The 14,391-nt window shown below is 70.8% G+C and carries 13 protein-coding genes and 1 tRNA gene; 9 read left to right on the plus strand and 5 right to left on the minus strand.

Annotated features, from left to right (window positions below):
- Nucleotides 1-44: 44 nt before the first annotated feature.
- From ACZ5DS_RS13485 to ACZ5DS_RS13495, 3 genes are all read right to left on the minus strand, one after another.
- The gene (locus ACZ5DS_RS13485) at nt 45-1,298 is read right to left on the minus strand and encodes an ATP-binding protein (RefSeq protein WP_468237161.1); all 1,254 of its coding nucleotides are present in this window, start codon (nt 1,296-1,298) and stop codon (nt 45-47) included.
- On the minus strand, nt 1,295-2,023 hold the full coding sequence (locus tag ACZ5DS_RS13490; protein WP_468237163.1) for a hypothetical protein: 729 nt from the start codon (nt 2,021-2,023) through the stop codon (nt 1,295-1,297). Before ACZ5DS_RS13490 ends, ACZ5DS_RS13485 begins: the two co-directional genes overlap by 4 nt.
- 104 nt (nt 2,024-2,127) lie before the next feature.
- A complete protein-coding gene (locus ACZ5DS_RS13495) occupies nt 2,128-2,634 on the minus strand; it encodes a protein-tyrosine phosphatase family protein (RefSeq protein ID WP_468237165.1) in 507 nt (168 codons plus the stop codon).
- Nucleotides 2,635-2,735: 101 nt separating this feature from the next.
- On the opposite strand from ACZ5DS_RS13495, the gene ACZ5DS_RS13500 reads away from it, so the two are divergent.
- Nucleotides 2,736-3,539 (plus strand): nuclease-related domain-containing protein, encoded by an 804-nt coding sequence (locus ACZ5DS_RS13500; RefSeq protein ID WP_468237167.1) that lies wholly within the window; start codon nt 2,736-2,738, stop codon nt 3,537-3,539.
- Between the two features lie 363 nt (nt 3,540-3,902).
- Here ACZ5DS_RS13500 and ligD read toward each other — a convergent pair whose 3' ends face one another.
- On the minus strand, nt 3,903-4,784 hold the full coding sequence (gene ligD / locus ACZ5DS_RS13505; protein WP_468237170.1) for a non-homologous end-joining DNA ligase: 882 nt from the start codon (nt 4,782-4,784) through the stop codon (nt 3,903-3,905).
- A 62-nt stretch (nt 4,785-4,846) separates the two neighbouring features.
- Here ligD and ku point away from each other — a divergent pair, with 62 nt between their 5' ends.
- The 5 genes from ku (at nt 4,847) to ACZ5DS_RS13530 (ending at nt 10,692) form a co-directional block, all read left to right on the plus strand.
- Complete coding sequence (gene ku / locus ACZ5DS_RS13510; protein WP_468237173.1) at nt 4,847-5,911, plus strand: non-homologous end joining protein Ku; 1,065 nt, start codon at nt 4,847-4,849, stop codon at nt 5,909-5,911.
- 412 nt (nt 5,912-6,323) lie between these two features.
- The gene (locus tag ACZ5DS_RS13515; protein WP_468237175.1) at nt 6,324-7,385 is read left to right on the plus strand and encodes a hypothetical protein; all 1,062 of its coding nucleotides are present in this window, start codon (nt 6,324-6,326) and stop codon (nt 7,383-7,385) included.
- Nucleotides 7,386-7,929: 544 nt separating this feature from the next.
- Nucleotides 7,930-8,316: a VOC family protein gene (locus tag ACZ5DS_RS13520; RefSeq protein ID WP_468237178.1), complete on the plus strand. Its 387-nt coding sequence runs from the start codon at nt 7,930-7,932 to the stop codon at nt 8,314-8,316.
- A 367-nt stretch (nt 8,317-8,683) separates the two neighbouring features.
- Nucleotides 8,684-8,887 (plus strand): cold-shock protein, encoded by a 204-nt coding sequence (locus tag ACZ5DS_RS13525; protein ID WP_086728636.1) that lies wholly within the window; start codon nt 8,684-8,686, stop codon nt 8,885-8,887.
- Nucleotides 8,888-8,973: 86 nt separating this feature from the next.
- Complete coding sequence (locus tag ACZ5DS_RS13530; RefSeq protein ID WP_468237181.1) at nt 8,974-10,692, plus strand: DEAD/DEAH box helicase; 1,719 nt, start codon at nt 8,974-8,976, stop codon at nt 10,690-10,692.
- A 290-nt stretch (nt 10,693-10,982) separates the two neighbouring features.
- Here the strand turns inward: ACZ5DS_RS13530 and ACZ5DS_RS13535 are convergent.
- Nucleotides 10,983-11,054, minus strand: a tRNA-Arg gene (locus tag ACZ5DS_RS13535).
- Nucleotides 11,055-11,217: 163 nt separating this feature from the next.
- Between ACZ5DS_RS13535 and ACZ5DS_RS13540 the strand changes: the two genes are divergently transcribed.
- The 3 genes from ACZ5DS_RS13540 (at nt 11,218) to lysA (ending at nt 14,258) form a co-directional block, all read left to right on the plus strand.
- Nucleotides 11,218-11,751 carry a response regulator gene (locus tag ACZ5DS_RS13540; protein WP_468237184.1) on the plus strand — a complete coding sequence of 178 codons (534 nt, stop codon included), beginning with the start codon at nt 11,218-11,220 and terminating at the stop codon, nt 11,749-11,751.
- An 84-nt stretch (nt 11,752-11,835) separates the two neighbouring features.
- Nucleotides 11,836-12,807, plus strand: coding sequence for an ArgS-related anticodon-binding protein NrtL (gene nrtL / locus ACZ5DS_RS13545; protein WP_468237186.1), 972 nt, complete (start codon nt 11,836-11,838; stop codon nt 12,805-12,807).
- A gap of 59 nt (nt 12,808-12,866) precedes the next feature.
- Nucleotides 12,867-14,258 carry a diaminopimelate decarboxylase gene (gene lysA, locus ACZ5DS_RS13550; RefSeq protein ID WP_468237188.1) on the plus strand — a complete coding sequence of 464 codons (1,392 nt, stop codon included), beginning with the start codon at nt 12,867-12,869 and terminating at the stop codon, nt 14,256-14,258.
- The last annotated feature ends 133 nt before the right edge of the window (nt 14,259-14,391 follow it).

A 14,391-nucleotide genomic window follows, 5' to 3' on the forward strand; every position in this document is an offset into this window, starting at 1 on the left:
CCAAATGGTGAGTGATGTGTGCCGGACGCGCCCACCCCCGAGCTCTAAACGCAGTCCTCCGTCAGGGGCAGTCTGAGGGTTGCCACGGCCCCGCCATCCACCGCATTGGCAAAGGACAGCCGCGCCCCCAGAACCTCCGCCTGCCCCAGCGCGATCGTCAGCCCCAGCCCGTGCCCCTTGGCCCCGCCCTCCGTACGGAACCGCTGCGGCCCGTGCGCCACCAGGTAATCCGGATACCCGCCCCCGTGATCCCGCACGGTCACCACGGGCCCTTCCACCGTCAGAACCACCGGAGGACCTCCGTGCTTGTGCGCGTTGGCCACCAGATTCCCCAGCACCCGCTCCAGGCGCCGCCGGTCGGTCTCCACCCGGACGTCCCGCACGATCCGCACCTCGGTATCGGTCCCCGATGCCCGCACCACCCGCCCGGCCAGCGCGCCCAGCTCCTCGGTGTCCACCTCCAGCCTCTCCCGGCCGGTGTCCAGCCGGGAGATCTCCAGCAGGTCCTCGGTGAGCGTGCGCAGCGCCGCCACCCGGTCCCGGACCAGCTCGGTCGGCCGGCCCGGCGGCAGCAGCTCGGCCGCCGCGTGCAGCCCGGTCAGCGGGGTGCGCAGCTCATGGGCCACGTCCGCGGTGAACCGCTGCTCGCTCTGCAGCTTGCTCTGCAGCGAGGACGCCATGGAGTCCAGCGCGGCGGCGACCGCGGCCACCTCGTCCTGCGGCCGCGTCGGATCCTTGGTGCGAAGGTCGTTCACCCGGGCGTCCAGGTCGCCCGCACTGATCCGCCGGGCCACCTGCGCGGTCCCGTGCAGCCGCCGGGTCACCCGGGTCACCGCGAACGCGCCGACCAGCAGCGTCGCCCCGATCGCCAGCGCCGAGGACCACAGGATGGACCGGTCGAGCCCGGCGATCGTACGGGCCTGCTGCGAGTAGTCGACCTCCACCGCGAGCGCCCGGTGGCCGTCGGCCGGGCCCGCCGCCCACATGGTCGGCCGGCCCTGGTGCGCGGAGACCATCGTGCCGCGCCTCCCGGCCAGCGCGAGCGCCCGCAGCCGCTCGGGCAGGCCCGCGGGGTCCACCCCGGCACCCGGCAGCAGCGTGTCCCCGGCCTCGTACGCCTGCGTGGCGTCCTGGAGCCGGGACAGGGCCAGGTTGCGGGCCTGGCCGACGGTCTGGTTGGTCACCGAGACATGCACCAGGACGCCGAGCAGCGCGGCCAGCGCGCAGCACATCACCGTGATGAACGCGGCCGACTTCACCGCGAGTGTCCCGGCCCACTGGGGCAGCGCGAGCCTCATGGCGCGCTCGCGGAGGGGCTGGCCGACGGGGACGGCTTCTTGCTCTGCCGGCCCCTGCCGGTGTGCAGGTACTCGTCGCGGGAGAACGCCATCGCGCGCTGCTCGGGGTCCCACACCCAGGTGGTGCGGTACTCGTAGCCGGAGATGTCGGCCGGCGAGCGCTCGATCAGGGCCCGGCCGGCCAGCTCCACCCCGATGATCGCGTCGTTGTCGGCCAGCACCTGCACCAGCTTGTGCTTTTCCACGGTGTAGACCCGCACGCCCGTCTGGTTGGTCGGGTACAGCCGGAAGCCGAGCGTCAGGTCGGCCCGGCCCTCTCCGGTGAGGTCCCGGTAGTACGGCTTCAGCAGCGGACAGCGGGCCCGGTCCCCGCCCGCGCGGCACTCCTTCATCCGGTCCGCGGCCCCGTGGTACGCGCCCTTCGACCCGTAGTCGTCCGGATGCGCCTTGATCTCCGCCTCGACGACGTCCACCGGATCGACCTTCCGGATGTCGTCACCCGGGACGGTCACGCCCTTGACGATCGCCCTGGTCGCCACGTCGTACGGGTACGCCGGACTGGACGCCGGCCTGAGGTCCGGCCAGAGCTTGGCCGGGCTGATGGCGGTCGGGGTCGCTCCGGCACCCCGCAGCCCGCCCGCGTCCCCGCAGGCCGCCGCCGTCACCGACAGCAGGGCTACGGCGGCCGCGGCGAGGGCGGTGCGCGCGATGCGACGGGCTGACACGGGGTGGGGCTCCTGGGCTCGGGACGGTCGTGGCCCCGTACACCTTATTCGTAGATTCGTAGGGAAGTCCGTTTTGTGCACTCGGGGCGGTGCTGGAGCAGAGGCTACTCGGCCAGTTCCTCCAGCAGTCGGGCGGTGGCCAGTCCCGCGCGCAGGTACTCCACGAACAGGTCGTTGTGCAGCGCCCACGGGGAGCGCCGGGCCCGGATCAGCTCGATCGCCTCCTCGGCGCTGCGGCCCCGCCGGACCAGGGTGTGCCCGACGACCAGGCCCGAGCGGTTGTAGCCGTGGTAGCAGCGGACCAGCACCGAGCGGCCCGCGTCCATGGCCTCCTGCGCCGCCCGCGCCAGCCGCATCACCCCGGCGAGCTGCGTCCCGTCCAGCGGGCCGTCCGGAATCGGCCACACATGATGCTCGGTCCCCGGCCCCGGCCCGTACCCCGGCAGCCTCAGCAGGCTCTGCACCACGTCGAACTGATCTCGTACGACGGCGGACTCCAGCCGCCCCGAACGCCCCCGGAACTCGTGCCCGCCCATCCACAGCCCGGGCTCGATCTCGCTCCACGGACTCTCCGGAGCCGGTACGTCAGGCTGCTCTCCGCGGGTCCGCAACGACGCCTCCCCAACTCCCCCTCGCAGGGCCGTTCTCCACGGTAGCCGGGTTCTTGCGTGGGAGCACCCCGCCTGTTCCCATGGTCGAGGGGTGATGGCGCATGAGCGGACTGCGTGTGGTGCCGACCCGGCGGCACGGCCGAGAACGGCTGTACGTCTGCGGCCCGGACGGAGGGAACGTCGCCTGGTACGACCGGGAGACCGGCCGGGTGAACCTGATCGCCGAGGACCGCGAGGACGACGTACTGGAGGCCCTGAAGCCGTTCCTGACCGGCCCGGTGACCGTGGGCCCGCCCCCGGTGCCCACGCCCGCGGAACTGGCCCGGCTCACCCTGCACCCGGACGACGACCTCGCGCCCAACCGCCCCGGCGAGGCCCTGCTCGTCGCCCTCGACCGGAACCCCGGACCCGCCCACCGGCTCCGCCCGGACCCGCGCCGGCGCGCCCTGACCGCCGAGCAGACCGTCGGCGAGGCGCTCGACCGGATGGAGGGGACCGGCTGGCACGCCCTGCACTCCGTCCCGCTCCCCGGCGGCGACCGCATCCACCACCTGCTCATCGGCCCCGGCGGCCTGTTCGCCGTGCACGCCCTGTACGCCCGCAAGCAGCGCGTCCACGTGGCCGACCCGATGATCGCCCTGGGCCGCCACGAGCCCGAGCCCCTGCTCCGCCGCCTCCGCGCCGACGCCGACCGCGCCTCCTACGCCCTGACCGCCGAGGTCCACCCCGTCCTCGCCCTCCTGGGCCCCACCGACCTACGCCTCGCGGCCCCACCCCGCGCCCTCCGCATCCTCCAGGACACCGAACTGCCGACCCTGGCCCGCCTGGGCGGAGTACTGAAGCCGGCGGACGTGGAGGCCCTCCATGCGATGGCCCGGGACCGGAACACGTGGGGGAGGGTGTAGGAGGGGGTGGGGGTGTGCTCTCCTGCCGGGGCGGCTGAACAAGCCGTGCGGTGGTTGAGGGCGAGGGCCTGCGAAATCAGCCGGTCTGGTGGTTGAGGGCGAGGGTCCGTGAAATCAGCCCGTGCGGTGGTTGAGGGCGAGGGCCCGCGAAAGCAACCCGTCCGGTGTCTGAGGACGAGGGTCCACGAAAGCAACCCGTCCGGTGTCTGGGGACGAGGGCCCGTGAAAACAGCCCGTCCGGCGTTTGAGGACGAGGCCCGTTCAGGGCCGAAGCGGGGGTCTGGGGGCGGCAGCCCCCAGCAGGGGTGGCAGGGGACGGAGTCCCCTTGACGGGACGGGTAGGGGCGGCGGGGGCGAGAAACGTCAGGGCAGCACCACCGCTCGCCCGGAATCCAGCAGCCCCGCCAACAGATCCCCATGATCCTGCACCCGCGGCGCGATGTCCCCGGCCAGAAACTCCAGCTGCGCCGGAGCCCCACACTCCGCAACCTCCTCCCACGTCACCGGCGCCGACACCATCGGAGCCCGCCGAGCCCGCAACGTGTACGGCGCGGCCGTCGTCTTGCGCCCCGCATTCTGACTCCAGTCCACGAACACCTTCCCCGGCCGCAGACTCCGCGTCATCCGATGCACCACCAGCCGAGGCATCGCCCGCTCGGCCTCCACCGCCAGCGCCTTCGCATACTCGCTCGCCCGCTCCGACGACCCCCCACGCACCGCGGCCAGCACATGCAGCCCCTTCGACCCGGCCGTCTTCGCATACGCCTCGATCCCGTCCGCAGCCAGCCGCTCCCGCAGCCACAGCGCCACCTCGCAGCAGTGCACGATCGTCGCGGGCGCCCCGGGGTCCAGGTCGAACACCAGCCGATCGGCCTCGTCCGGCGACTGCACCAGCCACTGGTGCGTGTGGAACTCGGTCACCAGGTTCGCCGCCCAGACCAGACTCGCCAGATCCTGTACGACCACCATCCGAGCCGGCCCCTCCGACCGGGGGACCTCCGCGGTCGTGACCCACTCGGGCGTACCCGGCGGCACGTTCTTGGTGAAGAACACCTGCCCGTCCGGCCCGTCCGGATAGCGCAGAAAGGACACCGCGCGGTCCCGCAGATGCGGCAGCAGCACCCCGGCGGTGGTCGCGTAGTAGTGCACCAGCTCCCCCTTGGTGAAGCCGGTCTCCGGATACAGCACCTTCTCCAGGTTGCTGAGCGCGACCCGTCGCCCCTCCACCTCTGTGATAGGCGTCATAGGATGACAATCCCAGACATTCAGCCACGTAACACCAGAAGCCGGAAGGACGGGTGCTGCACGTGCGATCCATATGGAACGGCGCCATCTCCTTCGGCCTGGTCACCATCCCGATCAAGCTGGTGAACGCCACCGAGAGCCACTCGATCTCCTTCCGCCAGATCCACACCGAGGACAACGGCCGCATCCGCTACCGCAAGGTGTGCGAACTCGAGGACCGCGAGGTCAGCCAGGCGGAGATCGGCAAGGGGTACGAGGACGCGGACGGCACGATCATCCCGATCACCGACGAGGACCTCTCCCACCTCCCGATCCCGACCGCCCGCACGATCGAGATCGTCGCCTTCGTGCCGGGCGACCGGATCGACCCGCTCCAGATGGACGCGGCCTACTACCTCGCCGCCGGCGGAGCCCCCGCCGCCAAGCCGTACACCCTCCTGCGCGAGGCCCTCAAACGCAGCAACAAGGTCGCCATCGCCAAGTACGCGCTGCGCGGCCGCGAACGCCTGGGCATGCTGCGCGTGGTCGGCGACGCCATCGCCATGCACGGCCTGCTGTGGCCGGACGAGGTCCGCGCCCCCGAAGGCGTGGCCCCGGACGTCGACGTCACCGTCCGCGACAAGGAACTCGACCTTGCGGACGCCCTGATGGACACCCTCGGCGAGGTCGAGCTGGAGGACCTGCACGACGAGTACCGCGAGGCGCTGGAGGAGGTCATCGCGGCGAAGGCGGCCGGCGAGACCCCGCCCGAGGCCCCCGAGCCCGCCGCCGGCGGCAAGGTGCTGGACCTGATGGCGGCCCTGGAGAAGAGCGTCCGCGAGGCCCGGGTCTCCCGGGGCGAGGAACCGGCACCGGCCGAGGAGGCCGAGGTCAGGCCCATCACCCGACGCCGTGCCACCCCCAAGGAGACGGGCGGCAAGAAGTCCACGTCCACCGCGGCGAAGAAGACGGCCGCGAAGAAGGCCGAGACCCCGAAGAAGTCGACGGCCAAGACGACCGCGGCGAAGACGGCGTCCAAGTCCACGGCGAAGTCGACGTCCACGGCGGCGAAGAAGACGTCCGCCAAGAAGACGACCGCCACCAAGACCACGGCGAAGAAGACGACGTCCCGCAAGCGCACGGCCTGAGGGCGGCAGGAGGCCAGGGCGCCCCCGAAGGCCGGGCGGCCGAGCACGCACCGCCCGGATGCGGACCGCGCACCGATCACCGATCAAGAGAAACACTGCTGCTCAGGGGGAGACCGACCCGCTGCGAGCGTGACGATAACGACCGGGAAGACCCGGTACAGCCTCAGCCCCACCGACGCGCGCACCCGGGCCGCCGCCGGCTGCACACTGGTCACGGCCTGGCCCTGGCGGGCTGCATGTACGCCTACGGCCGCATGCGCTCGGCGGGCACCGCCGCCATGGAAGGGACGGCACCGGGCCGCCCGCCCGTCTTCCGCGAAGATCACGAGCTCCGAGGGCGGGCCGGCAGGCGGCTGAGTTCGTCCCCCGGATTCCCTCCCCCGAGACGGGACGACTCGGGCACGATGAGGGTGTGACTTACCTGGTGACCGTGGCCCTGGCCCCTCCCGAGGGCGCTCCGGAACTCGACGCGCTCCAGCGCGAGGGCGTCATCTTCCTGCTGCGGAAGGGGTTCGACTCGCTAGAGGCGATCGAGGGGCCCGACGGCATGGAGATCGAGCTGATGGACGACGTCATCGCCGCCCATCCCACCGGGGGCCTGCTGAAGCTCTTCGTGGACGCACCGGCGCTGGAGTTCGCGGAGGACGCCGCTCGTGAGGTCGTAGCAGAACTCATGGACCGCACCGAACCGCTCGCCGACTGGCGGATCACCCGGTGCGCGGTGGAGCTGAACTCCGAGCTCCTCCAGGAGAGCCTCGACGCGGCCGACGGCCCCGACGCCCCGCCCGCCGACCCTGCGGAACGCGCACGACGCCACGCGGCGGTCGAGCCCGCGCCGGCCCCGGGCCGTCTCGACCCGGCCGAGGTCGAGACCATGCGCTCCAGACTCCGCGAGCTGGCACCCGCTCTGGCGGCCTTCCCGCTGCACTTCTTCGGCTACTCCGACGACCCGGAGGAGCGGACCGTGTCCCGGGAGGCGGCCGAAATCGCGGCCGGTGCCGTCGTGTTCGCCATCGACCTCCTGGTGGACGAACTCTTCACCGACCTCGCCAGTCTGGAGGAGGACGGTCCGACGGTGGCGGTCAGCGACGCCACGTTCATGCTGCTGGACGACCTGCCCCCGCAGTTCGCCCAGGAGTACACGGTCCTGTTCGCCCGCCGACTCACCGTCACGGCGGTGACCTTGACCTCCCGCCTCGCCCAGCCCCGCGTCACCCGCCCGACCTGCGTCGCCGAGGAACTCCTGCTGAGATTCCTGCTCACCCAGGCCGAGGTGACGGTCGACCTCTACGACCTCCTGACGGAGGAGGTCGGCACGGCACTGGAGACGTTCGCGGACGCCGTAGAGGAGGACGTGGACATCGAGGTCACGGACGTCGCCGACTGGTTCACGCCGTTCGACGACGAGGGATTCGTCCACCCGTACGCGGCCCACGACGACGAGGAGTCCTTGCACGGCCCTGCTCCGCGGTGAGCCCCGCGTCAAGCCGTGAGGTCGCCGACCGGCAGGTCCACCCCGAGCTCTGCATACAGCCGCTTCGACGAGCGTCATGGATCATGCCTCACGACGTGGGGCTGGTTGCGGGGCCGAGACGTACAAGCCGGAAAAACTATGCGGAGACCCGTCCCAACCACCCACAAGTGGACGATCCGACCCAGCGGAATCAGGGCCCTTCCGTTTTGGCGGGCGGAGGCGTAGGTTCCGTTTACCCCGCGACGGCGTCCTTCGGGACGCTGGCCCGCCAGTTCCGGGACGGCGGGCCGCGCGGGGGCCAAATGCCTGATCGCGGCCGTGTCCAGGCAGCCGACAGTCGCCCCAACGGGCCGCCGGACACCGCGCCTTCGCCACTATTTCCTTATCCCTCTGCCCCTCTGCCCCTGTGCGGCGACGACGGCAACGCCGTCGATCTCGACGGTCGCAGGTCGGAGCAGGACGGGACCAGAGGCGGATGGCGTCGCCCCGGGCGGTTGCTAGCTTGGAAAGTGGTTCTGGCACCCAGGGGGAAGGAAGCCGACCGATGGCTGTCGAACTCAACCACACGATCGTCGCCGCACACGACAAGACGGCGTCCGCACGGTTCCTCGCGGATCTGCTGGGCTTGGAGGTGGCACCGGAGTACGGTCCGTTCGTCCCGGTACAGATACCGAACGGCGTGACGCTGGACTATATGGAAACGGCCGATTCGATCACCCCGCAGCACTATGCGTTCCTCGTCTCCGAGGACGATTTCGACGCGATCTTCGCCCGCGTCCGCGAGGCGGGTCTGACCTACTGGGCGGACCCGCATCACCACCGCCCCGGCGAGATCAACCACAATGACGGCGGCCGCGGGGCGTACTTCGACGACCCGAACGGACACAACCTGGAGATTCTGACCAGGCCGTACGGCAGCGGCGGGGACTGATACCCCGGACCGGTGCCTAAAGCATGCCCGCAAGTTGCCTTACTCCTTGCAGAGCCCCGGGCTGTGTCGGAGGTGTGTCGTTGGCCGGGCGCTCGTACGACATGCGGCATGCTTGCATCACGCGGTGGCTGAACGCGGGCGTGCCGACCGCTGAGGTAGCCAGGCGGGTCGGTAGCTCACCGGAGGTGATCCAGCCTCGGGCTCCAGACGTGATCCACCGCAGGCCGCCAAGCTGTGCTAGGGTCTTGGCGTTGCAGTTGTGGTACCCATGAAGCTATGTGCGCCTGACGGGAATGCTTTCCTTGAGGCGCATTATTTGTTTTCCGGCATCTCCGGATGGGGCCTCTGCCTACAGAAGGAGAAGGTCATGGCACAGGGAACCGTGAAGTGGTTCAACGCCGAAAAGGGTTTCGGCTTCATCGCGCAGGACGGCGGCGGCCCCGACGTCTTCGCTCACTACTCGAACATCGCGACCCAGGGCTTCCGTGAGCTCCAGGAGGGCCAGCGGGTCACCTTCGACGTCACGCAGGGCCAGAAGGGCCCGCAGGCGGAGAACATCGTCCCCGCCTGATCGCCGGACGCGTATTCGCTCACCGGGGTCTGCACCGTTATGGTGCGGACCCCGGTTTGTGCTGTTTCCAGGAAGGCAAAAACTGCATGTCCCGCAGGCCCCAGAAGTCGAACCGGCGCCCCTCGTCACCCCCGCCCTCCACATCGTCGCCGAGGGAGTTCCGGCTGCCGGAAAGCGCGACACCCGCACTTCCCGCCGTCGAGGACTTCGCCGGTCTGGACATGCCGGCGGGGCTGCTGAAAACCCTCACCGCGCAAGGCGTGACCACCCCCTTTCCCATCCAGGCCGCCACGCTGCCCAACTCGCTCGTCGGCCGTGACCTGCTGGGCCGGGGACGTACCGGCTCCGGCAAGACCCTCGCGTTCGGGCTGGCGCTCCTGGCCCGCACGGCCGGACTGCGCGCGGAGCCCAAGGCACCCCTCGCCCTCGTGCTGGTACCCACCCGTGAACTCGCCCAGCAGGTGACAGAAGCGCTGACCCCCTACGCGACGTCTGTGAACCTTCGGATGGCCACCGTGGTCGGCGGGCTGTCCATCACCAAGCAGGCCACGGCACTCCGGCGCGGCGCCGAGGTGCTCGTGGCGACCCCCGGCAGGCTCAACGACCTGGTGGCACAGGGCGACTGCGTGCTCGACAGCGTACGCATCACGGTGCTGGACGAAGCCGACCAGATGACCGACATGGGCTTCCTGCCGCAGATCACCAAGCTGATCCAGCAAGTGCGGCCCGACGGACAGCGGATGCTCTTCTCGGCCACCCTGGACCGCAACATCGACCGCCTGGTGCAGCGGTTCCTGACCGACCCCGTGGTGCACTCCGTGGACCCGTCCGCGGGAGCGGTGACCACCATGGAGCACCACGTGCTCCACGTCCAGGACGAGACCGACAAGAAGGCCGTCACCACCCGCATTGCCGCCCGGGACGGCCGGGTCATTCTTTTCCTCGACACCAAGAGGTCTGCCGACCGGCTCACCAAGCGGCTCCTGGCCGTCGGTGTCCGCGCGGCGGCACTGCACGGTGGCCGCTCCCAGCCACAGCGCAACCGCACCCTGGATCAGTTCAAGAACGGCCAGGTCACCGCGCTGGTGGCGACGAACGTCGCAGCCCGGGGCATACACATCGACAACCTCGACCTCGTCGTGAACGTCGATCCCCCCACCGACCACAAGGACTACCTCCACCGCAGCGGCCGCACGGCTCGCGCCGGCGGCTCCGGCAGTGTGGTCACACTGGTCCTGCCCGACCAGAAACGGGACGTCACCCGGCTCATGTCGGACGCGGGCATTCGCCCCCGGACGGCCCGCATCACGTCGAGCGACGCGCAACTGGCCACCATCACCGGCGCCCGCGAGCCCTCCGGTGTGCCCGTCACCATCGAGGTCCCCCAGCCCACGACACCGACGGCGCCCCGCCCGGACCGGAAGACCGGCACCGAGCCGGGCAGGCGGTCCAGCCGCCGACGCCGAAGCGGCGGCGGGGCCGGGGCTGCGACAGGTGCGGCCACCGGGACGGGGAGCCGGCGCTCGGACCGCCGGGTCGCGGCCGGGGCGGCAGCGGCTGGTGGTACTTCGGCAACCGGCGGGCGCGCTTCTGCGCGCCGGGCGGCAGGCGGCGGGGCCGCCGGTGGTGCCGATGGCGCGGGCGGCCGCAGTTCCGACCGCAGGGCTGCGGCCGGCGCCGCCTCGGGGAAGATGGTCCGCGGATCCGGCCGACGGGCCAAGGCCGGCGAAGCCTCGCGAGGCGCTGCCGGCACCGGCGGTGGCAACTCCGAGCGCCGAGGTGGCCGCCGCATCTCCGCCACGTAGTGCGGCACCAGGCAACGTTCGCCCTGGCGTATACCTCGCATAGCCGTCCTGCGCGAAGCAGCGCAGGACGGTGAGCTACGGCGCCGCCATGTCCGGCGGCCCGCTCGGCGTCTCGGCGACGGATACCGGATCGACGTTGCCCGAATTGTCGCCACGCCCAAGGGCCTAAGCAGGGGCCCATCCTTGCGGGAGACAACGAGAAAGGGCGGGAGTCAGTGAGACTGACTCCCGCCCTCTTCTGTCGGCATCCGCCCTGGTCACATCCCAAATTTGGGAGGTGGTCCGGCGAGTGCCCCCGGCAGGATTCGAACCTGCGCACACGGCTCCGGAGGCCGTTGCTCTATCCCCTGAGCTACGGGGGCGTGTCGGGCGCTGAGCTTCTTGCTTGCGGCGACGAGTAGAACCCTAGCAGGTCTTTCGGGGTGATCAGGAACGGGTTTCCCGGGGTGGCTCGGGGGCGGGTTCACCGGTGAGGGTGGGAGCGGTCGGGCAGGGCGCGGCGTGGGTCCCTCGCGGGGGTTGGAAGTGGGGAAAACCCGGACGCGGTGGCCGGTCCGGACCTACTCTCGACTTGTGCCAGGCGCGTCGGGTCGGGTGCTTGTTGTGGACGACAACAAGGTCATCCGGCAGCTGATCAGGGTCAATCTCGAGCTGGAGGGGCTTGAGGTCGTGACCGCGGCCGATGGTGCCGAGTGTCTGGATGTGGTGCATCAGGTGCGGCCCGATGTCGTGACGCTGGATGTCGTCATGCCCCGGCTGGACGGGCTGCGGACCGCTGCTCGGCTCCGTGCCGACCCCCGGACACATGATCTTCCCCTCGCCATCATCAGCGCGTGCACGCAGTACGAGGTGGAGACCGGTCTCGACGTCGGCGTCGACGCCTTCCTCGCCAAGCCCTTCGAACCCTCGGAGCTCGTCCGGCTCGTCAAGCACCTCATCGAGCGGAGGCCCGGGGGCAGGGATCGGGAGGGAGAGGAGACTGAGGGGGATGGGGACGGAGGCGGTGCGGATGGTGGGGTTCCGGATGAGGTGACCGATGGGGTCTCGTACGGCGGGTAGCAGAACGGGCTCGGCCGACTCCGCGCCCCACCCCGACACAAACCACCTCGCATACCCACCCCCCACCTCCCCTACGCTTGTGCCGTGACCCCCGTCGAGCTCTCCCGCACCGTGTTGCACGCGGTGCGTTGTGCTGTTGCTCAGGGGGAGCTGAGTGTGACCGTGCCGGAGCGGGTCGTGGTGACCGAGCCGGGGGCCGGGGGGTGTGGGGACTTCGCCACCAATGTCGCGCTCCAGCTCGCCCGGGGGGCCCGGAAGCAGCCGCGGGAGGTTGCCGAGATTCTGCGGGCCCATCTCATCCGTGCCGAGGGGATCCAGGACGTCGTCGTCACCGGGCCCGGGTTCCTCAACATCACCCTGGGGGAGCGGGCCGACCTCGCCCTCGCCGTCGTACGGGAGGTCCGTGAGCGCGGCGCGGAGTACGGGCGGAGTGACGCCCTTGCCGGGCAGGTGGTCGTCCTGCGCATTCCCTACGAGGTCCGTGCCGAGGTCGTCGCCGATGCCGTGGTGCGGATCGTCGCGACCCAGGGCGGGCGCGGTGAGGTCGAGCACGGTGAACCCGTGAATCTGCGGCCCGTGCCGGCGCCGGAGGATCCCGCTCCGCTCGGGGCCGACGCCGCCCAGTGGGCCCTGCTCCATCCCGCGCCGCACGACCGGCCGCGGATCACCGCCGACCATCTCGTGCAGCGGGAGAGCAATCCGTTGTTCCGGGTGCGGTACGCATATGCTCGTGTCCGGGCTGTTCGTCGTAACGCCGGCCGCCTCGGGTTCGGGGCCGAGCCCGGGCCCGTTGAGGCGCGCGGCATCGTCACCGCCCTCGCCGACCACCCCCGTATCCTCACCGCGGCCGCCACCCATCGCGCCCCGGACCGGCTCGCCCGGCATCTCGTCACCGTCGCCGATGCCGTCCTGCCCTTTCTGCCCGCCGTGTTGCCGCGCGGCGAGGAGAAACCCTCGGCCGCCCACCGGGCCCGGCTCGCGCTCGCCGAAGCCGCCGGGACGGTGCTGGCCGGCGGCCTGTCCCTGCTCGGCATCGACGCACCCGAACATCTCTGAGGGCATACGGACGCCCGTATGAGCCCCGGAGAGAGACAGAGAGTCTGAGAGTCCACGTCATGAGCCGTTCCGCCCATCCCGCCGGGCCCCGCCACGCCGACGTCCTGCCCGAGGGGCACTACTACGCCCCGCCCGCCGACCTCAACGCCCTCGATCCCAAGGTGTGGTCCCAGACCGTCGGCCGGGACGACGACGGTGTCCTGACCGTCGGCGGGATTCCCGTGACCCGGCTCGCCGAGGAGTTCGGTACGCCCGCCTACATCCTCGACGAGGCCGACTTCCGTGCCCGGGCGCGTGCCTGGCGTACCGCCTTCGGCGCCGACGCCGACGTGTTCTACGCGGGCAAGGCCTTCCTGTCGCGTGCCATCGTGCGGTGGCTGAACGAGGAGGGGCTCAATCTGGACGTGTGCTCCGGCGGTGAGCTGGCCACCGCCCTCACCGCCGGCATGCCCGCCGAGCGGATCGCCTTCCACGGCAACAACAAGTCCGTCGAGGAGATCACCCGGGCCATAGAGGCCGGCGTCGGGCGGATCGTCCTCGACTCGTTCCAGGAGATCGTGCGGGTCGCGCACATCGCCCAGTCCCTCGGCAAGCGGCAGAAGGTCCAGATCCGGATCACGGTCGGGGTCGAGGCGCACACGCACGAGTTCATCGCCACCGCCCACGAGGACCAGAAGTTCGGGATTCCGCTGGCCGGCGGGCAGGCCGCCGAGGCCGTGCGACGGGCGCTGCAGCTCGACGGGCTCGAGCTGACCGGTATCCACTCGCACATCGGGTCGCAGATCTTCGACATGTCCGGCTTCGAGGTCGCCGCCCATCGTGTGGTCGGGCTGCTGAAGGACATCCGGGACGAGCACGGGGTCGAGCTGCCGGAGATCGATCTCGGGGGCGGGCTCGGTATCGCCTACACCAGTGACGACGACCCCCGCGAGCCGCACGAGATCGCCAAGGCGCTCAACGAGATCGTCACGCGCGAGTGCGAGGCCGCCAGGCTGCGGACCCCGCGGATCTCCGTCGAGCCGGGGCGCGCCATCGTCGGTCCCACCGCGTTCACGCTGTACGAGGTCGGCACCGTCAAGCCGCTCGACGGGTTGCGGACGTACGTCTCCGTCGACGGCGGCATGTCCGACAACATCCGCACCGCGCTGTACGACGCCGAGTACAGCGTCGCCCTCGTCTCCCGCACCAGCGACGCCGAGCCCATGCTCGCCCGGGTCGTCGGCAAGCACTGCGAGAGCGGGGACATCGTGGTGAAGGACGCGTTCCTGCCGGCCGACCTGGCACCCGGTGACCTCGTCGCCGTACCGGCCACCGGTGCCTACTGCCGGTCCATGGCCAGCAACTACAACCACGTGCTCCGGCCGCCCGTCGTCGCCGTGCAGGACGGCGAGGCCCGGGTCATCGTCCGGCGTGAGACGGAGGACGACCTCCTGCGTCTCGACGTCGGCTGAGAAACAACGGAAACCGCAGGAAATCCGGGCCGTAAGATCTCCGGTCTTCCGGCCCGGTGAAATGAAATTGATGTCTCACGATCCGGACGAAGGGTAGAAACTGCCGTCCGGTGAGTGAGACTGGTCCAACCGT

The sequence above is a fragment of the Streptomyces sp. NPDC031100 genome (assembly GCF_055570785.1).

Coding starts and splice junctions, on each gene's coding strand:
- ACZ5DS_RS13485 (WP_468237161.1), bottom strand. CDS start 1,298: ATGAGGCTCGCGCTGCCCCAGTGGGCCGGGACACTCGCGGTGAAGTCG.
- ACZ5DS_RS13520 (WP_468237178.1), top strand. CDS start 7,930: ATGGCTGTCGAACTCAACCACACGATCGTCGCCGCACACGACAAGACG.
- ligD (WP_468237170.1), bottom strand. CDS start 4,784: ATGACGCCTATCACAGAGGTGGAGGGGCGACGGGTCGCGCTCAGCAAC.
- ACZ5DS_RS13500 (WP_468237167.1), top strand. CDS start 2,736: ATGAGCGGACTGCGTGTGGTGCCGACCCGGCGGCACGGCCGAGAACGG.
- ACZ5DS_RS13525 (WP_086728636.1), top strand. CDS start 8,684: ATGGCACAGGGAACCGTGAAGTGGTTCAACGCCGAAAAGGGTTTCGGC.
- ACZ5DS_RS13530 (WP_468237181.1), top strand. CDS start 8,974: ATGTCCCGCAGGCCCCAGAAGTCGAACCGGCGCCCCTCGTCACCCCCG.
- lysA (WP_468237188.1), top strand. CDS start 12,867: ATGAGCCGTTCCGCCCATCCCGCCGGGCCCCGCCACGCCGACGTCCTG.